This window comes from Coleofasciculus sp. E2-BRE-01 (assembly GCF_040221695.1).
Taxonomy (GTDB): domain Bacteria; phylum Cyanobacteriota; class Cyanobacteriia; order Cyanobacteriales; family Coleofasciculaceae; genus Coleofasciculus.
The window spans coordinates 1-23,808 of sequence record NZ_JAVKEA010000245.1; the positions used below are offsets into that span (position 1 = coordinate 1).

At 45.6% G+C, this 23,808-nt stretch carries 21 protein-coding genes; 14 read left to right on the forward strand and 7 right to left on the reverse strand.

Going from position 1 to position 23,808, the window contains the following annotated elements:
* Positions 1-187 precede the first annotated feature (187 nt).
* Positions 188-658, forward strand: coding sequence for a hypothetical protein (locus RIG66_RS33175; protein WP_446384270.1), 471 nt, complete (start codon positions 188-190; stop codon positions 656-658).
* A gap of 54 nt (positions 659-712) precedes the next feature.
* Here the strand turns inward: RIG66_RS33175 and RIG66_RS33180 are convergent, their stop codons facing one another.
* Positions 713-1,699 carry a hypothetical protein gene (locus RIG66_RS33180; protein ID WP_446384272.1) on the reverse strand — a complete coding sequence of 329 codons (987 nt, stop codon included), beginning with the start codon at positions 1,697-1,699 and terminating at the stop codon, positions 713-715.
* Between the two features lie 343 nt (positions 1,700-2,042).
* Here RIG66_RS33180 and RIG66_RS33185 point away from each other — a divergent pair, with 343 nt between their 5' ends.
* From RIG66_RS33185 to RIG66_RS33195, 3 genes are all read left to right on the forward strand, one after another.
* Entirely contained in the window at positions 2,043-3,053 is a 1,011-nt protein-coding gene (locus RIG66_RS33185; protein ID WP_446384274.1) for an ABC transporter permease, read from the forward strand.
* 320 nt (positions 3,054-3,373) lie between these two features.
* Positions 3,374-4,378, forward strand: a complete 1,005-nt coding sequence (locus RIG66_RS33190; protein WP_446384340.1) for a zinc-dependent alcohol dehydrogenase family protein — start codon at positions 3,374-3,376, stop codon at positions 4,376-4,378.
* Positions 4,379-4,508: 130 nt separating this feature from the next.
* Positions 4,509-5,288, forward strand: coding sequence for a pentapeptide repeat-containing protein (locus RIG66_RS33195; protein WP_446384276.1), 780 nt, complete (start codon positions 4,509-4,511; stop codon positions 5,286-5,288).
* A 195-nt stretch (positions 5,289-5,483) separates the two neighbouring features.
* Here the strand turns inward: RIG66_RS33195 and RIG66_RS33200 are convergent, their stop codons facing one another.
* Positions 5,484-6,422 carry an Rpn family recombination-promoting nuclease/putative transposase gene (locus tag RIG66_RS33200; RefSeq protein ID WP_446384278.1) on the reverse strand — a complete coding sequence of 313 codons (939 nt, stop codon included), beginning with the start codon at positions 6,420-6,422 and terminating at the stop codon, positions 5,484-5,486.
* Between the two features lie 218 nt (positions 6,423-6,640).
* Here RIG66_RS33200 and RIG66_RS33205 point away from each other — a divergent pair, with 218 nt between their 5' ends.
* Entirely contained in the window at positions 6,641-6,766 is a 126-nt protein-coding gene (locus RIG66_RS33205; protein ID WP_446384280.1) for a hypothetical protein, read from the forward strand.
* Between the two features lie 180 nt (positions 6,767-6,946).
* Here the strand turns inward: RIG66_RS33205 and RIG66_RS33210 are convergent, their stop codons facing one another.
* On the reverse strand, positions 6,947-8,149 hold the full coding sequence (locus RIG66_RS33210; protein ID WP_446384282.1) for an HhoA/HhoB/HtrA family serine endopeptidase: 1,203 nt from the start codon (positions 8,147-8,149) through the stop codon (positions 6,947-6,949).
* A gap of 198 nt (positions 8,150-8,347) precedes the next feature.
* Here RIG66_RS33210 and RIG66_RS33215 point away from each other — a divergent pair, with 198 nt between their 5' ends.
* The 3 genes from RIG66_RS33215 (at position 8,348) to RIG66_RS33225 (ending at position 10,520) form a co-directional block, all read left to right on the forward strand.
* The gene (locus tag RIG66_RS33215) at positions 8,348-8,767 is read left to right on the forward strand and encodes a metal-sensing transcriptional repressor (RefSeq protein ID WP_446384284.1); all 420 of its coding nucleotides are present in this window, start codon (positions 8,348-8,350) and stop codon (positions 8,765-8,767) included.
* A 17-nt stretch (positions 8,768-8,784) separates the two neighbouring features.
* On the forward strand, positions 8,785-8,931 hold the full coding sequence (locus RIG66_RS33220; protein WP_446384286.1) for a hypothetical protein: 147 nt from the start codon (positions 8,785-8,787) through the stop codon (positions 8,929-8,931).
* 92 nt (positions 8,932-9,023) lie between these two features.
* Entirely contained in the window at positions 9,024-10,520 is a 1,497-nt protein-coding gene (locus tag RIG66_RS33225; RefSeq protein ID WP_446384288.1) for a hypothetical protein, read from the forward strand.
* A gap of 82 nt (positions 10,521-10,602) precedes the next feature.
* On the opposite strand, the gene RIG66_RS33230 is transcribed toward RIG66_RS33225, so the two are convergent.
* The 3 genes from RIG66_RS33230 to RIG66_RS33240 form a co-directional block, all read right to left on the reverse strand.
* A complete protein-coding gene (locus tag RIG66_RS33230) occupies positions 10,603-10,785 on the reverse strand; it encodes a hypothetical protein (protein WP_446384290.1) in 183 nt (60 codons plus the stop codon).
* 128 nt (positions 10,786-10,913) lie between these two features.
* Positions 10,914-11,822 carry an Rpn family recombination-promoting nuclease/putative transposase gene (locus RIG66_RS33235; RefSeq protein WP_446384292.1) on the reverse strand — a complete coding sequence of 303 codons (909 nt, stop codon included), beginning with the start codon at positions 11,820-11,822 and terminating at the stop codon, positions 10,914-10,916.
* Between the two features lie 231 nt (positions 11,823-12,053).
* Positions 12,054-13,481: a DUF1517 domain-containing protein gene (locus tag RIG66_RS33240; protein ID WP_446384294.1), complete on the reverse strand. Its 1,428-nt coding sequence runs from the start codon at positions 13,479-13,481 to the stop codon at positions 12,054-12,056.
* A 420-nt stretch (positions 13,482-13,901) separates the two neighbouring features.
* On the opposite strand from RIG66_RS33240, the gene RIG66_RS33245 reads away from it, so the two are divergent.
* From RIG66_RS33245 to RIG66_RS33270, 6 genes are all read left to right on the forward strand, one after another.
* Complete coding sequence (locus RIG66_RS33245) at positions 13,902-15,041, forward strand: DegT/DnrJ/EryC1/StrS family aminotransferase (RefSeq protein WP_446384296.1); 1,140 nt, start codon at positions 13,902-13,904, stop codon at positions 15,039-15,041.
* A gap of 34 nt (positions 15,042-15,075) precedes the next feature.
* The gene (gene crtB, locus RIG66_RS33250) at positions 15,076-15,969 is read left to right on the forward strand and encodes a cyanoexosortase B (protein WP_446384298.1); all 894 of its coding nucleotides are present in this window, start codon (positions 15,076-15,078) and stop codon (positions 15,967-15,969) included.
* 144 nt (positions 15,970-16,113) lie between these two features.
* A complete protein-coding gene (locus tag RIG66_RS33255; protein ID WP_446384300.1) occupies positions 16,114-16,836 on the forward strand; it encodes a cyanoexosortase B system-associated protein in 723 nt (240 codons plus the stop codon).
* Positions 16,837-17,184: 348 nt separating this feature from the next.
* Positions 17,185-18,399, forward strand: a complete 1,215-nt coding sequence (locus RIG66_RS33260; RefSeq protein ID WP_446384302.1) for a polysaccharide biosynthesis/export family protein — start codon at positions 17,185-17,187, stop codon at positions 18,397-18,399.
* Positions 18,400-18,667: 268 nt separating this feature from the next.
* A complete protein-coding gene (locus RIG66_RS33265) occupies positions 18,668-20,899 on the forward strand; it encodes a GumC family protein (RefSeq protein WP_446384303.1) in 2,232 nt (743 codons plus the stop codon).
* A 351-nt stretch (positions 20,900-21,250) separates the two neighbouring features.
* Positions 21,251-22,492 carry an AbrB family transcriptional regulator gene (locus tag RIG66_RS33270; RefSeq protein WP_446384305.1) on the forward strand — a complete coding sequence of 414 codons (1,242 nt, stop codon included), beginning with the start codon at positions 21,251-21,253 and terminating at the stop codon, positions 22,490-22,492.
* On the opposite strand, the gene lysS is transcribed toward RIG66_RS33270, so the two are convergent.
* Positions 22,455-23,615, reverse strand: coding sequence for a homocitrate synthase (gene lysS, locus RIG66_RS33275; protein ID WP_446384307.1), 1,161 nt, complete (start codon positions 23,613-23,615; stop codon positions 22,455-22,457). The genes RIG66_RS33270 and lysS overlap by 38 nt on opposite strands.
* Between the last annotated feature and the right edge of the window lie 193 nt (positions 23,616-23,808).

Sequence of the window (23,808 nt, forward strand, 5' to 3'; positions counted from 1 at the left end):
GGTCTTCCGTAGTTAGTGTGCTAAATTGTTAGTTAGATTTGCCCAAGTATTGGACAGCAATAGCTTTAACCGTTTTTACCCGAATTTCAATTTATTTTGAGGCGATCAAAAGCTACAGCCCTTGTGTGGAAAACCTTCTGACTCATTAAAACTGATAATTTAGCACACTAAGTCCGGAAGACCCCATTTGTGGTGTGAGGAACCGAATTGTCAGCATTTTGTTCATGATATCGATAAAGGAGTTTATGAGTTTAAAGCGCCGCGTGAATGGGTGGAAAAAGTCGCTCCCTACGCTAATTTAATTGCGGGAGTGTTGAAAACCTTAACCCCGATTACCGCACCCGTCGCGAATAGCTTTTTTGGCGAAGACTTCATGAAAGTTAGTAATATTCAATCTCAATTGGAGATAATGAAGGAGTTAACCAATACGATTCTCAGCGATAATAAACTCCTGATTGATGGAACCATCGGGATGCGAGATGGCTTACTCAGTCAAGCGGAACGTTCGGGAATTTTGGCGTTACATTCTTTCTTAGATGAGGAAGATCCCCATCATCAACGGTTGGGACTTAAGCGACTTCCAACCTATACCGGAGACTACCTTTGGTTATGTGAAAAACACTATCAGAATCGTCAGTCGAAGATGCCCCAGTTCTAGAGGATTTACAGGATACTATAGAAGGGTGCGATCGCTTCCAGGGTGGATTGGGTATTATCCGTTTTTTTGTTGAGATGCGGTTTGCAATTGGTGCATCAATCTCAGAAGTGGCTCATAGTTACTACAGGATTTTAACGCTCGGCTGAAATTAGCAATCGCTCCAGTGGGATCATTACCTCGGAGATGACCTAATCCTGCATCCATAAGTAATCCAGGATGTTCAGGGTATTTTTCATAGAGGGAATTATAGATGGTGTCGGCTGTTTGATAGTTCCCTTTCTTGGACAACGCATTTGCCTTAGCTAGTCGTTTGAGGTAGGGATCACGTCCGGTTAGCGATTTAATTTTGATCCACAGTGAAGCAGGAACGCCAATGACAAAGAGTAAGTTTAAGAAAAGCGTTTTCAAAAATAGTCCATTGGCACAATTATCGCAGACATGGCGGCGTTGGTAGAAAAATCCATAGAGAATGACCAGAAAGTAAAAGTAAAATTCAGTATAGCTTCTTACTCGGTCAAACATCCCACATTCATCGCAAAGGCGATAGGTTGCTCCTTTGGTCATTGACAGGAGATTTTCTTGAAAAATGGTTTCACAGAAGCGACAGTAAACATAGGTGGAAGTTTTATAATCAGAAAGGTCAATAGTTGCTTCACATTCAGGACATTTGACTGACCGAAAGCGGTGAAGTTGACCTGTCTGTGCCAATCGCTGTTTCTTCTTTTCTATTTCTTTAGCCGAAGCCCTTTTGTCAATGAACTTCTCTAAATCTCGGCATTTTCCCCCATAGATTTCTAAGACCAAGACTGAGTTGACTAAATGCTTGGACAGTTTTTTGCTGAAACAAGCTGTTTTAGATAAGGCTAAAACGAGGCGTTGATCGCGAGTCGTGGTATCGGCAATGTCTTCATAGACTAAGAGATCTTTTCCAAAAGTGATTTCTTGTTCATTTGCCATTCCTTTTTGAGAGAATAACCCTTGCGCTTTACCTTGCTTCACAAACCGGAACTTAAATGAAAGCTGAGATGTTGATGAGGACATAAAAAGACTCCTTGGAACGTGTCGTAAGACACTTTGACAGTTGAGTTACTCGGGTTAGGTCTACTTATACCTATTTCTAGAGCGAATACACCTTATGCACTATCAGCAAATCCAAGACCAGTTGAGTGTTAGTATACTCAGGTCATAAGTAGTCGGACAAAAGAAAACTGCACGCTCACTAAGTTTTGTAAACAAGCCTCAAACCCTTACAAAGGACGTAGCTTGCTTCTCGCAACAGCGAGTTCTCCACAGTTAGCTTTTATTGTGTCCACCTACTTAATCACACCATCTCTATAAACCATTATAGGATAAGGAATTGAGGTGAAAAACGTTAAACCCGAAGATGACTCACTATATCATCAAGCGTCTACTGAACCTATTACCTGTTCTCCTCGGTATTACCCTGTTAGTCTTTCTCTTCCTTCACCTAATCCCCGGTGATCCCGCAACGGTTTTGCTGGGAGAACGGGCTACCCCTGAACAGGTAGAAGCGTTACGGGAACAACTGGGTTTAAATCAACCCCTACCCCTGCAATACCTCACTTTTATCAACAATCTACTCCATCTGGACTTCGGCACAAGTATTATCAGCGGTATTCCGATTATTGATGAAATTAGAACCCGCTTTCCCGCCACCTTTGAATTATCCTTAGCAGCTATGATAATTGCCGTCATTCTGGGAATCCCGGCTGGAGTTTTAGCGGCGGTTTACAAGAATCGTCCCGCCGATAACCTAACCATGATTGGCTCATTACTAGGGGTTTCTATGCCTGTGTATTGGCTGGGATTACTGTTAATTTACCTGTTTGCTATTACCTTGAACTGGTTTCCCCCCAGTGGACGAATTAGTATTGAAGCGGGATTAAATTTTCAACCGATTACCGGATTTTACCTCTTAGATGCTATTCTAAAATTAGATATCAACCTATTAAAAGATGTCCTATCTCACCTCATTTTACCCGCTTTAACCCTTGGCACAATTCCCTTAGCCATTTTAGCTCGAATTACTCGTTCTTCTCTGTTAGAGGTTCTATCCCAGGACTATATTCGCACAGCTAGGGCAAAAGGTATTCCCGAACATTGGGTGATTCTTCGCCATGGATTAAAAAATGCTCTATTGCCTGTGGTGACGATAATTGGTTTGCAGTTTGGTACACTCTTAGGCGGTGCTATTTTAACCGAAACCATCTTCTCGTGGCCCGGAATTGGTTCCTGGATTTACGAAGGAATTTTGGCACGAGACTATCCCATTGTTCAAGGTGGCGTTGTTGTTATCTCGATTATCTTTGTCTTGGTTAATCTTGTTGTTGATATTTCCTATGCGCTAGTTGATCCGAGAATTAAGTATAAATAGCGAGTAATGCTAGGTTAAAGTCACCAGTTATCCTGACTTTTGACAGTCTGTGGCGCAAAGTGAGTGTGAATTCTGTAGGGGCGGGTTTCACCACTATCTTTTCGGTTGCAACCTGATGTAACTAAACCCGCCCAGACGCGCCATGGCGCGTCTCTACAATAGTTTTTAGACTTCCCGTGAAAAGTCAGATAAGTTATCAGGCATCAGAGGAGATATTTTGTATCTATGTGTTACCGTTTTTAGGAAAAATTCCCTATTCCTTGACAAAGGACAAATGACAACGGACAAATAACAAAGGACGAATGACAAAGGACAAAGACATGAAAGCCGTAGTCATGACTACTCCGGGTAAGCCAGAAGTGCTGCAATTGCAGGACGTACCCGAACCCAAACTGCAAACCGATAGAGACATATTAGTACGACTCCACGCCGCAGGCGTTAACCCCATCGATACCAAACTGCGAAACCGTGGCACATTCTATCCCGACGAAATGCCTGCGATTTTAGGCTGTGATGGGGCGGGTGTCGTGGAAGCCGTGGGGTCTGCTGTTAGCCGATTTCAGGTTGGTGATGAGGTGTATTTCTGTGCAGGCGGATTAGGAAAATCGGGTACAGGAAATTATGCCGAACTTACGGTTGTGGATGAACGTTGGGTCGCCCGAAAACCCAAATCCTTATCCTTTACAGAAGCCGCCGCCGCACCGTTAGTGCTAATTACCGCCTGGGAAGCCTTATATGACCGAGGGCGCTTAGAAGCGGGACAAACAGCGCTGATTCATGGCGGTGCGGGTGGTGTGGGACATGTTGCCATTCAACTTGCCAAAATCAAAGGGGCTGATGTTTGTACAACGGTGAGTTCCCAGGAAAAAGCCCGATTAGTGCGACAATTAGGTGCAGACGAACCGATTCTTTACAAACAAACCAACTTTGCCCAAGCTGCATTAGATTGGACAGAGGGAAAGGGTGTAGATGTCGCCTTTGATACTGTTGGGGGTCAAACCTTTTACGATACCGTTCCCGCCGTGAAAGTCTACGGGGATTTGGTCACCATTCTCGAACCTGACTATAATATCGGGAAATTGAAAACAGCGCGATCGCGAAATCTGCGGATTAGCTTAGAACTCATGCTAACACCGACACTCCAAGGATTAGTAGCAGCCCAGGAACACCAAACCGAGATTCTCGAACAATGCGCCCAATGGATAGATGAAGGTAAGCTGAACATTCACCTCTCTCAAACCTTTCTCCTCCCCGACGCCGTTAGCGCTCATCAAGCTATAGAATCAGGATCAAATACTGGAAAAATCGCCTTGCAGATTGCATAAAAAGTTAGTAGCTTGGCACACCTAATTTGATGGATTAGCATCTCTTGCTCCCCTCTCCCAAACTTGGGAGAGGGGCTGGGGGTGAGGGCTGTAGCCTAAGTTGACACCAAAACACCAATCATCAGTAAAAATGGACAAAGAGAACCAACTGCTTCAGCAATATAGCCAAAATCAACGAAACTTTTCCGGCATAAACTTACAAGGTGCAACACTAATCGCGGAAAGACTGCAAGACGCGAACTTCAGCCATGCTGATTTGAGCAACACAGTTTTCTTTGGCTCAAACTTGAGTGAAACCCTATTTCTGAATGCCAATCTTAATGGTGCTATCTTAGTTGCCACCAATTTAACCGATGCCATCCTGATAGAAGCCAACTTAATTAACGCCAATCTCAGCGGTGCAAAACTCATCGGCGCTCAATTAATCAACGCTCAATTAACTGGCATTACCATAGTCGGAGCAAACCTGAGCAATGCCAACTTGATTAACGCTGATTTGAGTCAGACCAATTTATATAAAGCCAACCTCAGTTGGAGTGAGTTGAGTCTGACGAATTTAAGTGAGGCGAATTTGAGTGAAGCAGACTTAAGTCATGGGCGTTTAGTCGGCGCTAATTTGACTGGAGCAGATATGAATGGTGCTAATTTGCAGGACACTAATTTCAGTGGTGCTAACCTGACTGAAGTTAACCTAAAAGATACTACATTAAACTTAAATTCGCCAGAATTATTAGCAGAAATTTTACGACAAGCGGCTGGAGACGACAAAGACAAACAAAACCTGGCTGAATTACTGCTCATGTATCGCCAAGGATGGGACTATTTACTCACCCTCAATCAGCCCTTAACTGAATGGGGAATCGAGACGATTAAAGCCATTGCCTCATCCGAGCAAAAATTTCCTAAATAGACCTGTTTGTAGTAGGCACTTTAGTGCCATAAAATTCTTTCTTGTCAACCCCTAACGTCATACCTATTGTAGGTTTCTATACTATCGTGTTTTCCTACATCTGGTGGGATACCGGATATGATATGGATTGTGATGTTGGGTTTCGTTCCTCAAGCTAACCTACGAGGTGAGAGATCGCACTCCTGTAACATCTGCTTAACGCGATCGCACTTCCAGCCAACTTGACAAATCTTCCCAACTGTTAAAATCAAAAATATCTTCTCCTAAACGTTCCAACTCTTCAATAGATAAATCTTCCACTTGGCTGGTGATTGTCACCGGAATATCTCCAAAACGCTTTTTCAGTTGGCGCATGATCAAGGCGAACGCCTCTTTAATTCGTCCTTTTTGCTCACCTCGTTCTTCACCTCGTTTTTCACCTTTTTCTTCAGCATAAGCAATTCGCCCTTTTTCATCTTGCAACATCATGCCTCGGCGATCCACGATATCTAACTCTTCCACCGTCATGTTAGCTTGGTTAGCCAGTTGTAAAGCAAATTCTATCTCAGAGATGGCTGCCAAACTCTCCGGAATATTATCTAAATGTGCCGTCTCTTTCAGGAAATAAATCCATTTATCTGTCAAACTATGTGACTCCGAGATGGTTTTATTAAACTTCGGCAATTCTACAAAAATGAGTCGCAATTCATTTTCCAAGATTTTAAACTTTTCTTCTTCCTCATGAAAAGCAAACTTACTAATTATTTTCTCCGTATCGTTAAATAGGATGAAATCGGTAATCGTCACCGCGATCGCTGGATTGAGTAGTGGATAATCTTCCCCTTTGACCAACTGATTACTATAAGCTTTTGCCAGGTTATACGCCACCCGTTTGTTAAAAGCCACCATAGACGCGATTTGCATCTCTATGATCACAATAGAACCATCCGCTAATACAGCTTTTACGTCCAAAAACGTGTCTTTTAAGGTGAACACCTGACCGGGATTATAAGGATTGATAATCGTTAAGGATTGAATCACCTTATCGCCGCCATAAATTATGGCATTAAGAAAGCTAATTAAAATTCTTTGGCTTTGTTCAGAACCGAATATTTTTTTAAAGGCATAATCAACCTTAGGGCTGATAAATTTCATTAGTTTCTCCCGTTTTAGCCTGAGATGATAGAAAATAATTTAATTGTAACATAAATAAAGAATCCCTGACCCATACCTCTTATTAAGATTAATTCAAGAAGAAAATATCGCATTTTTGAGATATTCGACAATATTTAAAACGCCACTCATCACATTTTATCAGAGCTTTCTTTCATTTTAGATATAGCATTCGCCAGGGTGATTAGGACATAAGATGAATGCTATGTATTGTTTTGATCCATGTTAGTGTCATAACCGTCGTGGCGGTTGCTATAAAAGTGATGCGATCGCCAGAAAAAATAGTTATGAAAACCATGCCTAATTATTCAATGTCGTTAACCTAAATCTTCTTGAGCCAACTCTCACAAGACCAACGGTTACCATCACTTCGGAGGAAATATAAGGTGCGTTAGAAGCTGTGCGATCGCGCTGGGAGTGTGTCCGAGAAAACCCAATCTGATGTGATGGATTGGAATGGTAGGGGCGCACAGACGTGCGCCCTTTGATCACACCGATGTGTTGCGCTACGTTGTTTCTCGCATTTCGCTGGTGCGTACTGATAAAGTTTTCGTCTGGTTCCCCCGCACGACTTTGATTTGGAGAACTTGATTCACACCACTATTCTCCACCAAACGTTGTAACTGTTCAGCACTTGCCACCGATTGTCCATTAATGGCTGTGACAACATCGCCACGACGCATACCCGCCGCTGCGGCTGGTGAATCTGGCACAACTTGCACGACTAAAACCCCATTCACTTCCGGCACCATAAAGGAGGAATTGGGATCGCGATTATTTTCTTGCGCCAGTTGCGGGGTTAGGGTAGTCATGCGAATGCCGATGAACGGGTGAACAACCTTTTCACCCCGCATCAACTTGGCGGTAATTTCTTTGGCTTTATTGATGGGAATGGCAAACCCAATCCCCATCGCATCCGCACGAATGGCGGTATTAATGCCAATGACTTGTCCCTGTTGGTTTAAGAGTGGACCGCCAGAGTTACCGGGGTTAATTGCGGCATCGGTTTGAATGAAGTCGAGTCGTTTTTCAGGAATCCCAGCTTCTGCACTCGATCGCTGGAGGGTACTGATAATTCCTAACGTCACGGTATTATCTAACCCCAAGGGATTACCCACCGCGATCGCCCAATCCCCAACTTGCACATTAGTCGAGTCTCCCAATGTGACAACCGGCAAGTTGTTGCCATCAATTTTGACCACCGCTAAATCTGTGATTTCATCGACACCCTGGACATTTCCTTCAAACTGGCGTCCATCTTTGAGAATCACCGTTACCTTATCTGCCCGATCCACCACATGGGCATTGGTGACAACCACACCAGTGGGATCAATAATAAAGCCAGATCCTTGACCCCGCAGACGGCGTTCTTGGGGCATTTGGGGAAATGCATCCTCCCCGAAAAACCGCCGGAAGAAGGGATCATCAAAAAATGGATCGAGGCGGCGTGTCACTGTACGTTCCGTGTCAATTCGTACCACAGCCGGTCCCACTTGATTCACCGCCGCTGTGACAAAACTGCCGCCGATATCGGTAATGGGTGGGCGTTGGGCGAGAACTATTGGGGATTCGGGTTCATTTGTCAAGATCGGTTCAGCGTGAGAGGGTGAGACATTATAAAACCCAACCGTCAACAGAACACCTGTCGCGATCGCAATCAGATAAGCGCTGATTTGGCGTAACCGAGGGAACAACGTTGTCAATCGCATAGCCTTATTTTTGAGTTCAGTTATATGTATCTATGATCATCTATCCAAATTATTGTCACAAGCACTTAACATTGGCTGGTTGATCCAGGACGTTCTTTGAGCCAAGAGTGTTTCAGCGATGGGCGATTCCCCTCCATTAGAAAACCTGGCTCCCAAACATCTCAACTCTGGATTAGGATGAACAGTAAGAACCAAACCATGAATAGTTACCCATCCCGAACTGGAGTTAAGCCATTGATTAATGAAACCTATACTCGGTCAGCGTCAGACCAAGATTCGCTGAATCAATCCTTTCATCCCAGTCATGGTGAGCATGATCATGATCATGCTGGATCTACCCACGCCCATGTTCACGATGAAGAGTCTCTGCGGCGAATAGTCAATCGGCTTTCTCGAATTGAGGGACATATCCGAGGGATTAAGACGATGGTACAGGAAAGTCGCCCTTGTCCCGATGTGTTGGTGCAAGTTGCTGCCGTGCGAGGCGCATTAAATCGAGTTGCCCGAATTATTCTAGATGAGCATTTAAGTGAATGTATCGGTCGGGCGGCGGAGGAAGGTAACATGGAGGCGGAAATTGAACAATTAAAGACGGCGTTAGATCGATTTTTGCCGTAGTTCTTTGGGTGGGAGTTTTGAGTTTGTGTAGGGCGGGTTTCACGATTATCCTTTCTGACCTCACCCCGATGGAATTAAACCCACCCGTGTGTAGCGGTGCAGGGAGAAAATCTGGACTGGTGGATACATTGAGAAAGTTTGATCTCTTGCGATCGCGATTTTGAGCATAATGAAGAAAGGATAAACCTATCTGGCTATAAATTCCTGCTGATTGTTGTTCTCAGCACAAGGTTTCAATCTAGAGTGCGATCGCCTTATGGCTAATTTTTACTGGAAACGTCCCTATACCGTCCTTGCCGCGTTATTGGTGGGGGTAACTGGCTGTTCCTTGAATTCACCTCCCGATACGGCTGAAAGTCAGCATTCCCCATCTCAAGCTGACTCCCCAGCTGAATCAATTCTAGCGGTGGAAAATGCCCCATCCTGTCCGCCCCAAGTTGATCCCTTTACCAAAGCGATTGACAAAGCGATGGGGGCGGCAAATCTTGCCCAATCTGCCCAATCCCCCCAAGATTGGGATTTGGTTGTCTTAGGCTGGATTCAAGCGATTGAAGCGATGCAGTCGGTGCCACCGGATAGTCCGAAAAGGGCGTTTGCTCAGAAAAAGGTGGCAGAATATCTCAACAACTTAGATGTTGCCCAACAAAAAGCGACGACAAAAACGTCTCCTCTACCCTTTGCCAGCTTTAATAACCCCATCTTTGAAGAACAACTCCTGCTGTATCTGTCTTACGTCGCCGCCGTTGGTCCGCCAGATGTCCTTATTGTGGGCAGTTCACGGGCATTAGTTGGTGTTGATCCCCAACAACTGCAACAAGTTCTGGCGCGTTACGGCAAAGGGGGGTTAAAAATTTTCAACTTTGGCGTGAATGGGGCGACGGCTCAAGTGGTTGATTTTCAACTGCGGCAACTTTTAACGCCGGAACAACTCCCGCGCCTGGTGATTTGGGCAGATGGCGTGCGGGCGTTTAATAGTGGGCGAACGGATAAAACTTATAATAGTTTGGCAACATCGGCGGGATATCAACAGGTAATGGCAGGGAATCGCCCCAAACTACCGGAATCGACGACCAAAACCCCAAATACTTGTGAAGAGATTCCGGCATCAATCACCCAGAGTCCCGACTCAGAGAAATCGACACAACCGAGCGATACGATACCTGCTAATGATACGGCTGAACGCTGGCGGTTAACCCGCGTTTCCTTTGAAACCAGTAGTAATCCTGTCTCCACCCCAGAGACGCGGTTACTTTTAACTCAGTTAGGCGGAAGCCAACCGCAACGACTAGCACTGGCGCGTAATACTACAGGGTACAGTGCGATCGCGATGGATGCCAATGGCTTTTTGCCAATGGATAGTAAATTTGACCCGAAAACGTACTATCAGAAAAATCCGCGTGTGGCGGGGCGTTATGATGCGGATTATCAACCGTTTAGCTTTGCAGGTTCGCAGGCGGTGGCGTTGAATTCGATTCAGGCGTTTTTAGCACAGCAACAGATTCCTTTAGTGATTGTGAATTTGCCTGTAAGTGATGATTATTTAGATTCGGTGCGTTTAACTCGTGAACGGCAATTCCGCAAGCGAATGCAGCAGAAGGCGGCTCGCAATGAGTTTGTTTTTGTGGATTTAGGAGAGCAATGGAAAAATCAGAATCAGTATTTTGCTGATCCGAGTCATCTTAATCGGTATGGCGCAGCGGCGGTGGCGAGTCTCTTAGCCGATAAGTCTGAGATTCCTTGGTCTCAACGTTGAGTGTCAATCAGCTTAAGGGGTGACAAGCTAAGTTAAAGGTAGGCAGGGTGTGGGGTATGGGGTATGGGGTGTGGGGAAAATCTTAGAGAAAAACAAAAGCCCATAAGAGGAGATAGGGTAAGGAGCGAGCGCTCTCCAGGCGAGCCAACGAATAAACAATAGAGTTTTTGGTGACTCCCTGAGTAAAGTTCAACACCGAGCGGAGTCGAAGCGTCAATTTTTCCCGACACCCGACACCCGACACCCGACACCCGACACCCGACACCCAGTAGTACCATCAAGTCCCTTGTCACCCCCTCAGGGGGATGAGGGTAGGAAAAGGTTAGCGAAAGCACATAACATTCAAGTCGGTTGGCTAGAGCCAAAAATTAGGACAATTATCAGTCTCCTAACTTATTCCGCCGATGTATCTTGTTCCAGCCAACTCGACAAATCTTCCAGGCTATTAAAGCTTAAAATTGTCTGGACTAAACGTTCTAAATCTTCCCTAGACAAGCCTTCGATTTTCCGGCTAATGTTTTTAGGAATTTCGCCAAAACGCTGCTGGAGTAAAGCCATTACTACTCCGAGCTTTCCCTGTAGAATTCCTTCATCTTTAGCTTGAATGATTCGCCCTGTTTCATCTTGTAACATTATTGCTCGCCGCTCCAATTCCTCCAATTCTTCTACGGTGAGATTGGCTTGATTCGCGATATTTAGCGCTTTCTCTATTGCAGATACTTCCGCCAATGGTGCTGGAATGCTTTCCCAGGTTGCTGCTTCTTTAATAAAATAAATCCACTTATCCGTCAAACTATTTAACTCAGACAAGGTTTTATGGAATTTCGGTAATTCTATGAAAATGAGTTGTAATTCTACAGCTTTATACTTAAATGACTCTTCCTCTTCTTTGAAAATAAACTTCGTCACAACTTTAGGGGTTTCTTGAAACATGATAAAATCAGCAATATTGATAGCAATTACTGGATTTAACAGCCAGTAACCTTCGCCAACGCCTAACTGATTTGCGTAAGTCTTAGCGAGGTTGTAAGCGACCCGTTTATCAAAAGCTTTTGTGCTGGATACTTGCATTTCAATAATAACAGTCGAGCCGTCATACAAAATGGCTCTCACGTCCAAATAGCTCTCCTTTAACTCTCGAACTTTACCAGGATTGTATGGGTTGAGAATGGTTAAAGAACGAATAACGTTTTTGTTACTATAAATAATGGCATTGAGAAAGCTAATCAGTATTTCTTGGCTTTGGTCAGACCCAAATATTTTTTTAAACGCATAATCGACTTTAGGACTGATAAATTTCATGTTTTTTTCTCATCGATAAGGAGTAGGATAAAATTAAATTTAACGAGATAGGGGTATGGGAAAAACGGAAGCCTGTCGCCTTTTGTATTTGTGTAGGGGCGACTCGCTTGCACAAATTAACAACTTTATCCCCTAAATTTGATCGGGTCGCCCTTTATTTAACCCCCTGTGTTAGTAGAGACGTTGCATGCAACGTCTCTACATTTCCTCTTGAGGAGGCATTTTTCTTAATTAAATGATTTGAATCATATCTGTATATTCGGTCAACAATTCATCATAAGTTAGGCTATCGTCTTGACTCTGAGGACTCCAAAGCAGTTCCACGGTCATTAAATACTCAGGTCGCACTGACGCGACTTTCTTTAATGCCTGATTCAGGGTTTCTGCTGAACGAATGTCATCAAACAACGGGTGATCATCTGCCGTTCCCACTAACAGCGTCACGACAATATAAGCCGCTGGGTCTTCCTGAGCATCGGGCATTACCGGAACCTTTTGCCGCACTCTTCCGCCAACATTGCTCAGGGTTTCGGCACTAAATTTGCTGCGTTCTTCTACGGAAAGTTGCGTAAATAGTGTTTTTGCTTCCTCGATATTAACGCTTTGCGAACTGCTTAAAACATGACTCCAGGTATCTGAATGACGTAGCAAAACTAACGCCGATTCTTGCAGCAGTTCGAGTAAGCCTTCGGGAGTCGTTGTATCGACCGTTAAGGTGAGTTCCGATAACTCTGATTGCAAGTTTGGGGTGTGAGCAAATAAGGCTACCTGTAATTTACTCACCGTGACAATATCATTGTCTAGTTCATTGGTGGCGGCTTTTCGGCGTTTGAGGAGAGACAAAATTAACCTAATTAGCAGATAAACAACTAGGAAAATACCGACACCAAAAAATAGTAAAACGATCAAGACGGGTAACGGGTTCGCTGATTTCGTGGAGTTCACCGCTTGAGTTGGATTCGTGGCTGGTGCGGTAGCTGGCGGTGGAGTTGTACTATTAGTTGATTCCGGATTGGTCAGGCTTTGATTGGGTTGTGCGGCGGGTGCTGAATCCGTTGTCGCTGCATCCGGAAGGGTTTGATTTTGGGGAGGCGGTGCTGAAGTTGTCCCTGGATAGGATGTTGAGGGATAATCCTGGAAATCGTTATCGTCATTTTCGATTTCAATTTCCAGTTCTACTGAACTATGTCCATGTCCAGAAGACGGGTGAGAGGTACGCCTGGGATAGGTTGATGAGGAACTCGGTTGATTCGGCTTGGTTTGAGTCTGAGTTGGAGATGTGGGTTTCTCTAATGTCCCGCCACTAGCTCGTCCCCCCGTTGTTCCCCTATTGGTAGGATTAGATTGAGATGGAGATGTTCTCGACGATGATGGAGGAGAGGATGAACGGCTAGGGGAAGATGAACGGCTGGGGGAAGATGAACGGCTAGGAGAGGATGAACGGCTGCTACTGCTGGAACCCGAACGTGAGGATGAACCGCGACTAAAGGAACCGCCACCGCTGCGTCCCCCACTGCTTCTAGCGTAGGCGTTGGGATGCATATCAATCGATGCGCTGATGCGATCGCGCGATACCTCTAGGTCTACACTGTTAATTAGGCTTAAACAAAGAGCGGTAGCCAATAACGTCTTAAAGTTCATCCGTTGTAGCCGATTCATGAAGTTCTCCCGATGCTACTCCCTTAGCTACAATTCTAGCTTTTTGGTGAAAATTATTCATCGTTTCATCGCCATCATGGTAGAGAAGGGCGGGTTTAGTTACGTTATAGCGCTACGCGCTAGGCAATGGGCAATAGGCAATGGGCAATAGTGAAGAAAAACACTTACCTTACAAGGGATTGAGCGATTTAAATTTTTATTCTTTTGTTCTAACGTGTGTGCGTAGTGCTATATCGGTTGATTCCCAAATGTTATCGGTAAAACCCGCCCCTACAGCTTGGCTACCAGACGTAGGTTAACCGGAAACTTTACCAAAACTTGATAATTCAGGGGTAGGCATTAGCACCTAAATCGGACATAAATTAAATAAGGGATAAAATAACCTAACTCAGCAAACTCCTATTCTTTCCCAGTATATTCATGAACCCCCCACCCCCAGAAACCATTCCCTTTGTTGATCTGACGCTGCAACACCAGCCGATTCAAGCGGACATTGAACAAGCGATTCAGACGGTTATCCAGCGCGGTGATTTTGTCTTAGGTCAAGCTTTAGCCGAGTTGGAAGCAGCATTTGCGGCGGCGTCTGGTGCAGAGTATGGTGTCGGTGTCGCTTCCGGGACAGATGCGATCGCGCTAGGATTACAAGCAAATGGGATTGGTGCAGGTGATGAAGTGATTGTTCCTGCCAATACATTTATCGCCACTCTCATTGGTGTGCTTGAGGCAAAGGCGACGCCCGTCTTAACCGATTGTGACCCCAACACCGCCCTGATTGACCTGAATGCGGCGCAAAAAGCCATTACTCCCAAAACCAAGGCGATTATACCCGTTCACCTTTATGGTCAGATGGTATCACCGCCGCAATCACTCAACTTTGCCCATAGTCATAACCTGTTACTTTTTGAAGACGCCGCCCAAGCCCATTTAGCCCAACGGGACGGCTATCGGGCGGGTTCGGTAGGTAAAGCTGCTGGTTTTAGCTTTTATCCGAGTAAGAATTTAGGCGCGTTTGGCGATGGCGGAATCGCCCTAACGAGTGATCCCGATGTCTATCAGACCTTGCGATCGCTGCGGAATTATGGCGCACCCCGTAAATATTATCACTCAGAACTGGGCAAAAATAGTCGCTTAGATTCCATCCAAGCGGCGGTTCTCAACGCCAAGTTACCCCACTTACCCCAATGGAATCAGTCTCGCAACGCCGCCGCCCATTACTATGACCAATTATTAGCACCGCTAGCGGATAAAGGGATTATCCCCATCCAAAACCAAAGCGGTACGGGTCATGTGTATCATCTGTACGTGATTCGGATTACCGCCGCCTGTTCCCTGACTCGTGAAATGGTGCAAGAGAAACTCAATACCGCTGGGATTCAAACGGGTATCCATTATCCCCTCCCTTGCCATCTACAACCTGCTTATCACTATTTGGGCTATCAAGAGGGTGATTTCCCCCATGCCGAAACTCTGTGCCAGGAAATTTTATCATTGCCTATGTATCCTGGAATAAGTAACGCTCAAATTGAGCGAGTGGTTGATTGCCTCAATAGCCTGTTGTAACCGCATCCGGCGGCTGTAATTTCGGGGTACAATTATGCAACTTGGACAAAAGATTCCTACTGCCATTGACCGTCACCTGTGGGATGGTGCGATCGCGGCTTTACTGATTATCCTCTATGCGCCCCTACTCATCCACTGGTATGATGGCTGGCTGAATAAAAGTATTAGCATTGAACACGAATACTTTAGCCACGGTTTAATTGGACTGCCCTTCGCCGCCTATATCGCTTGGACTCATCGCCAGCAGTGGCAAGCCATACCGGATAAATCGAATTATATTGGGTTAGGATTACTGGCAGTTGGTGGCGTCTTTTATCTGTCGGGTCAATCGGAACTGGTTAATATTTCCTTGCCCACGGTTTTAGCTGGACTTTGTTTGTGGTTTAAAGGGATTCCGGGCTTACGCTTACAAAGCTTTCCTCTACTGTTGGTGATTCTGGCAACACCCACCGCATTTCCTTACTTAATCGAACCCTACGCCTTACCCCTACAACGCTTTATAGCCGGAGTTGCCGGATTTCTTTTGATTCAATTTGGCATTGATGTTAATGTCGTTGGCATTAACTTATTTGTCGGCGGACGAATTGTCGAAGTAGCCCCTCACTGCGCTGGATTAAAGATGCTGTTTACCAGTTTATATGTGAGTTTAATGCTGCTGTACTGGAGTGGGGCGTGGATATCACGACAGAAGACGACATTGTTGCTCATTGGTGCGGTGTTGGTTAGCGTGATTGGTAATATTATCCGCAATACCCTACTCACATTCTTCCATGGTACTGGGATGGATGGAGCGTTCCATTGGCTGCATGAAAGTTGGGGCGGAGATCTGTATTCAGCGGGAATGTTAGGAATGTTAGTGATTTTACTTAAACTCATTGAACGTTCTGTTGATACCGAACCTCAAACGCCTGATTCTGTATCTGAGTGAGATTAAAAAACATTTGTATTTAGTCAGGGCGGGTTTTGTACAAACGTTACCATCAATAGCCAAGCCTAAAATCCCTAAACCCGCCCCTACACAAAATTAAAGACGTACCATGGCACGTCTGGAACACTTAAAACTCATCCGCCCATGAAAGCCAATCTGATGAAATCCTCAAGACTGCACCAGGTAATTAAACGCCTGCGATTCAACCGCGCGATCGTGTTACTGGTATTATTGGTAATTGTCGCGATCGGGGCAGTACCAAGTTATTTGACAGGCAACTGGTCGTGGATTGAGCCACCGAGATTTGCCAATTTCAGTGCTATTAAATCAGTGCAAATTGAGGGGTTAGAGATTCCGGGCTGGGAAACCCTAGAGCAAAGAACAGTCACCTTAGGGGGGCATAAATGGTCCTATCAGGAAATTCAGGGCGACTTAGATAAACCTGTATTGCTATTATTACGTCCTCCCAATGGTCCGATTGATCAACCGCAGGTTGAATGGATGGATATTAATGGTGTCTTTCAATGGAAAAAGGATTCCCATCAACGCTTAAACTTTACCGTTGAAACCCAATCCCAGCAGGCGCAAGTTAATGCCCGTCTCTTTCGCGCTTGGACTCAACAGCAAACCTTTGCCGTTGTTCAGTGGTACGCTTGGGCGACAGGGGGTCATCCCGCTACCCGTCAATGGTTTTGGGTTGACCAAATTGCCCAGTTAAAGCATCAGCGAGTACCATGGGTAGCGGTTTCTATCCAGATTCCGATGGAACCGTTAGGGGATTTGGCAGACGCCAAACCTATCGCTGAATCTCTCAGTCAAACTGTGCAAAAGGCATTGATGACAGAACCGTTGGCGGGAGAGGATTAAGGGGCGCAGAGGGAGCAGAGGGAGCTGGGGAAGCAGGGGAAGCTGGGGGAGCTAGTTGGGCATAGTGCATGTGTAGGGGCGGGTTTTACCATTATTGTTTATTCCCTAACCCAGATGTGACTGAACCCGCCCCGACCAAGGGTTAACATGAACAAGGGCAGGTTTTTTTGAGCCCTTATTTCGGTGAGGAGGGCGGGTTTTGTTGTTCGGTTATCGGTGAGTTATTGGTGAGGAAGGGCGGGTTTTGTTGTTCCATTATTGGTGGATATTTGAATTGAGTCCCTAAACCCGCCCCTACAATTGTGGCTAAACCCGTCCTGATAATTGAGTGATGTGGAGGGAATAATTTTGACTAAAATTAATTGGTATGCTGTCGGCACATTAATCGCAATTGGCTGGTTAGGGCAAATTAATTCAATCGCTTGGGCAACGTCTCAGAGAATAACAGAACATTCAGTTCCAACTCCCCAAAGAGAACATGCCCAAATTCCCACCTTGCCACCTCCACAAGACATTAATAGTCCGACAGAGGGCGTAAATATTAATGTTCCTGATCCCTTTGCCCCACCGCCACCCCTCGGTTACCCAGAAGAATCGCCGCAGAGAGTCCCTGATAGTCAATTTAATGAATATGTTCTCGGTATTGGTGATTCCATTGCGGTTACGGTAGAACGTTTTCCTGACCTTAATTTTTCCGGCACAATTGATTTACAAGGGAATATATTAGTTCCCTTAGTCGGTAAAATTAACGTCCTCGGACTTACTCCCGACCAAGTTGAAAATAGATTAGCCACCGCCTTTAGTGAATTTGTGGTTGACCCTGATGTAACGGTGGTTCTAGCCGGATTGCGTCCCGCCACCGTAACCATTGCAGGTGAAGTGACTCGACCTGGTTATTATTCCCTAGCGCCCGGTTCTCAGCTTACGGCGGCTCTACAAGCGGCTGGCGGAACCACGAATCTGGCTGACTTGCGTACTGTCATCGTGCGTCGGCGTTCTCCTGCGAATAATTCGATTATTGAACAACAGATTGATTTATTTACACCGTTGCAAAATGCTACAGCCTTACCGGATGTGCGTCTCCGAGATGGGGATTCTGTTGTCGTATTGGAATTGGAAACGGGTACAACTATGGATTATGACCGCAGTCTCGCCTCTCGCTCGACGCTGGCGACACCGCAAATTACGTTGCGAGTCTTGAGTTATCCTAATGGTCGAATTGGCAACCTGAATTTGCCCAATGGCAGTAATTTTATTGATGCGTTGACCTCGCTGGCACCAAGTTTGGAGGATGCGGATTTAGGTGAAATTGCCTTAATGCGGTTTGATCCGGAACGGGGTAAGGTGGTGACCCAGGAGATTGATGGGAAGGCTGTCCTCATGGGTGATTTGGCGCAAAATGTCCCCTTGCAAAATGAAGATGTTATTGTGATTGGTCGTAGTCTGATTGCTAAAATCAACTATGCTTTGCGTTTAGTGACTCGACCCTTTAGTGATTTTCTCGGATTTCGTAACTTTTTTGAGAATGTCGGGGATGTGTTTGGCTCAGGGGATAATAACTAGGGCTGGCTGAATAAGCATTGTGGTGAGTGTAGAGACGTGCCATGGCACGTCTGGGAGCAGGGAACAGATGCAATTTGTTATCCGGACAAGACTTTGCTCGTTGAATGGCTGTGCGATCGCATCCTTTCCACTATCCTCTTACAAAGGTGCTGAGCTAGAATACAAGCACAGACACTTTGACCTCATTTATTTCCCTCAATTCAGTATACCCCCATTCGGTGCATACTCTCCTAGACTCCGCTTGCACGACTCGTTCAGCTAAATTGCTATGACTATTCCCTTAATTAAACGTTATTTAATCGCTCTTGATCGTTATAAATTTATTGGTATCGGTATTTTTGCTTTAATTACTGGCGGTTCGGGCGTTGTAGCGATTATGCCTTCTCCTCCCAGTGCTGTATCTTACCAGGGTCAAGGAATTTTGTCGGTTACACCTCCTGTGCAAACCTTTTCAGAAACCGGAACGCAAATTCAGCAGCAGGGGTTGCAACTGACACAGGAGAATCTTTTAGAGGAAAATGTAATTAAAGCCACAGCAATAGCCGTAGGTTCAGATCCTAAAAAGATCATTGATAATGTAGAGTTGATGTTCGACCCGCCTCAAAAAGACAAAGAAGCCGCGACTCTATCCAGAATAGGAGTACTATACAACGATGACGACCCGGAGCAAGCTGCCAAAACTGTAGAAGTGTTGATGCAGAAACTGATCGAGCAAAGTCGTTTGATTAATACTGGACGACTACAAGCAAGGATTGACTTAATTGAAACACGCTCAGCCGAGGCAGAAGAAGAACTAAAACAGGCACAAGAAGAACTGGAAACCTTTAACCGGATTGAGGGTGCTGCCTTAGCCTTAGCGGAAGATAACAGCTTGCTGGCGCAAATTAGTGCTAACAAACAACAGCAACGCCAAGTGCAACAGACTCTAGAAGGAATTGAGAGTCAGATGGCTAGCTTGCAGAGGCGGTTGGGGTTGACGGCTGACCAAGCGTATACCAACTCTGCTCTCAGCGCTGATCCCACCATCGCTGGCTTGCGCGGACAATTGCAACAAATTGAAACTCAGGAAGAACTGCTCAAGAGTCAAGGATATAAAGACCAACACCCGAATGTGCAGGAGTTACAGCGACAGCAACGGACGTATGAAGCGATGCTGGCACGACGAGCTGCTGAGGTGATTCAGGGGAACGGTAGGGGTGAAGCTTTAACTCCCCCACAAATCCGAGCCGATAGCAGCCTTGACCCAGCTAGGAAACAGTTAGCTGATACATTGGTGTCATTATCAACTCAACGCGATACCCTGCAAGATCAACTGGAAACGACCAAAAGAATTGGACAGGAACTGCTCCAAGACTATCAACAGATTCCTACCAAACAGCTTGAGCAAGTACGCTTGGCGCAGCAGTTTCAGCTCAAACAAGACTTCTACAACAAATTACAGGCATCACTCATCGATGCCAAAGCCGCCGAAGCGGAAACCGTAAGCTATCTCAGCGTTAGTCAGCCTCCTGACGTCCAGAAGAAAGGTGGGAAAGAATCAACTAATCCGATTGTCATCCTCGCCGGGGGAACCTTTGTCGGCTTAGTCGCGGCGGCTGGTGTGATTCTCATCCTAGCGATCTTGGATAGCAAACTCTACGCGGCGAAAGAAATCCAGCAATTGCTGGCACAACATGATGTTCCTGTCTTGGCAGAATTGCCTGTGGTGATAAGCATTGACCCGGATTTGGGACAAACGGGTATTTTGCTCAAGTCAAGTTCACCTTATTTAGAGGTGTACGAACGGTTCCGCAGTAAGCTTTGTAGTGGAGAGCATAAATCCTTGAAAGTGGTGTTAATCGCCAGCACGGTTAAGGGAGAGGGTAAAAGCACCACCGCTTATAATTTAGCGATCGCGTCAGCTCATGCGGGTAAGCGTACTCTATTAATTGAAGCCGATTTGCGCTCATCCTCCCAAGCGCATTTCCACCACGTCACCCCTGAACCGGAAGCGAAGACCCAACCATTACCGTACTACGGCTCTAATAGTGCTTGCATTCAATTAGCCCCAAATATTCAGAATCTCTATATCGTACCCAGTCCTGGACCCCAAAAACAAGCCGCTGCTATCCTAGAATCGCGAGAATTCCAACAGCTAATCACTGATGCTCGCAATCGCTTTGACTTTGTAGTGATTGATAGTCCGGCACTCTCCCTGTCCAATGATACCCTGTTGCTCGAACCCCTAGCCGATGGGATGGTACTTGTCACCCGCCCAGGTTACAGTGAGAAATCAATCCTGAATCTGGCAGCTCAAGAATTAACTGAAGCCGAGCCATCACCGCTATTAGGGGCGATTATCAATGGTGCGGATACCTCGATTCCAGTCAGCGCTACTGAGGTTGAGGAGGATATTGAACTGGAGTATGAAGACGAAGACGAAGATGCTTTTGAAGATGAAGATGAAGAATTAGAAGAAGAACAAGAGAAGCCAATTCCGACGGGTGCGACAAGGTATTAATTATCATTTGTCATTTGTCATTTGTCATTTGTTGATTGGGGAAGTCACCTTGGTAGGGGCGCAAAGCTTTGCGCCCGATTCAATGGTAAAATCTAGTCCACAATTTTAGCTGTGTCACTCCAGTGGGCAGAACCTTCTCGTACTTGCCTAGGAGAACCCGAAGGGTAGAGGACTCCAATTGCCAGTTAACCTGTTGGGTTTTGCGATCGCTCTACCCAACCTACACCCCATTCTCGACACCTGACCCCGACACTCTACCGTAAATACCCTACCCTCCATACCCTGCACCCTCATTAATACAGATGATAGAATAGAATTGTTAAGTTTTTTATACTCTATTTATTAATATCTGTGGTTTGGCAACTCTCCTCATTACCGGAATCCCCCTCGATACCCAATCAAGACCGTCTTTCCCGTTGGAGAGAGAAACTCGTTGACAATTTGCCCCAAACCAAACGAATTACCCAGCAGATCACCACAGCGATTGGCGTTGGCTTACTCTTTAACTGGCTGAATGTCCCCGTCGGTTGGCTACTGGGTCCGATGCTGGTGGGAATTGGCTACGCAATCAGTTTAGGACGCCGCCAACCCTTACCTTCAAGTTTTAAACTCATTGGACAAATTGTTGTCGGTTTAGTTACAGCGACTCGCTTTTCTCCAGAAACCATTAGTGTGGCAACAACCTACGCCATCCCTTTGTTACTCTGTGTTTTGCTCACCGGGAGTCTGAGTCTATTTAATGGATATCTCTTAAGTCGTTGGGCTGGGATTGATCGCACCACCAGTTTACTCGGATTTATACCGGGTGCAGCTTCCAGCATTGTGGTCATGAGTGAAGAAATGGGAGCGGATGCGATCGCGGTTGCTCTACTTCAATATATCCGAGTTTTGCTGGTTGTGTTAATCATGCCTAGCGCGGCTATCCTGTTGGTTCCCGCCAACCCCGATACGTTAGCCACCGCCACTGTCACCCCAGCCAGCACCTTGACCACCTTACCCCTGGCATTGAGCCTTTTAATTCTCGCTGGGTGCGGTATCCTGGGAATTTGGGCAGGAAAGCGATTCCGTCTACCTTCCCCTGGATTTTTCGGTCCCTTTCTGGTAGGACTAGCGACATTTTGGGCATTGCCAAATCCAGTACAAATGCCTCAACCTTTATTCGCAGGTGGACTATTACTGATTGGATTATCGGTTGGCGTACAGTTTGACTGGCAAACCGCCCGTAAACTCGGCAAAGCTGTCTTAATTGAAGTCGGGTTAGTCACTGGGTTAATTATCATCTGTTTAGGGATTGGCTATGGCTTTCATTGCGTCACCGATGTGGATATGGCAACGGCTATTTTAGGATTCACACCGGGAGGAATTGAGGCAATGGTGGCTACCGTTATGCAGTTAGGCGGTGACACCGGATTGGTATTAGCCATGCAATTAACCCGGATGTTAAGTATCCTGATGCTTGCACCATGGTTAGTGGCGTTTTTGGTTAAGCGTGCCAAAGCAGCAGATGAGCAAACCTATAGCATCGAACCCGTGATCACCCAAGAACAATCAACCCTTAAGCCGAATTGTGACTCTGTTGCATCGGGAAAGTAGAACGCAATATCTCATCCACAGTGTCTAGGGTCAGTTGTTGTTGGTCAGCTAAAGCTTTAATAGTTTGAGTTGTTGCCTGAATTTGGAAGGGGTCGAAGTCTAATCCCAGTTGACTGGCGCGATTTGCGATCGCATGACGACCTGTTAATTTATGATTAATTAAAAAGGAACGGGATAGTCCAAAATCACTGGGATCAATGGCTTCATACGTCTGGGAATTATTTAACATGGCTTTAGCATGAACCCCTGCCTTATGGTTAAAGGCGGCTGAACCGATAATATAGTGGTTAGCTGGAATTGCCATACCCACTTTATCGGCGACAAGTTGATGAAGTGCTGCAAGTTGAGGGAGGCGATATTTCCACTGCAATTGTTCTGGGTTAACAGTATAGAGACGGGCGATGAGTCCAGCCAGAGGTGTGATCCCATTCCGTTCCCCGATCCCCAATACTGTAGTATCGATATGAGTTGCACCTGCTTCTAGGGCGGCGTAGCTATTCGCGATCGCACAACCTGTGTCATTATGACCATGGAATTCAATATCGGTATTTGTCTGTTGGCGCAGTGTCTGGACTAAATTAAAGACTTGATTGGGAGTGGCGACACCGACGGTATCCGCTAAACCGAAACGATTCACCATGTCGAGTTTATCAATAGCACAATAAACCTGGAGTAAATCCGGAAGCAAACTCCGAAATGAATCTTCTGTCGAAAAGCGTAATTCGGTTTCTGGACTTTGATCATGGATAAAGGAAATAACGTCCCTTGCGCGATCAATAATTTGATTTATACTCTTTCCATGACCAAACTGGCGCAGAAAACTGGAGGTGCCAAAGAACAAATGAATCCCGTTAACGCCTGTATCCAATGCTACTTTTGCATCTTCTAAATGACAGCGAATATGGGTTAATACTTTGGCGTGCAACCCTAATTGAGCTAAATGCTGACAATCTTGACGGGATTGAGGGGAAGCACAAGGGGAAGTAACTTCAATATAGTCAACGCCGAACTGGTCAAGCGCCCTGGCAATTTCTATTCTATCGGGTGATGAAAAGTTAGCCCCACAAAATTGTTCTCCTTCCCGGAGAGTCGTTTCTATAATGGAAAATTGACTCAGTGACATCGATGTCATCCTTTTCTTGATGGCAACTGCATCACCTATACTATCGGAGCTTTCTGTGCTGGATTGCCTCTTAAACTACTGTTTTTATAATCTTTTCAATATGTGTTTTCCGGCAATACTTTATATATTTTTACCAATTAACAGAGTATAAATTACTACAATATGCTTATTTCATAGTATGGCGATCATGTCA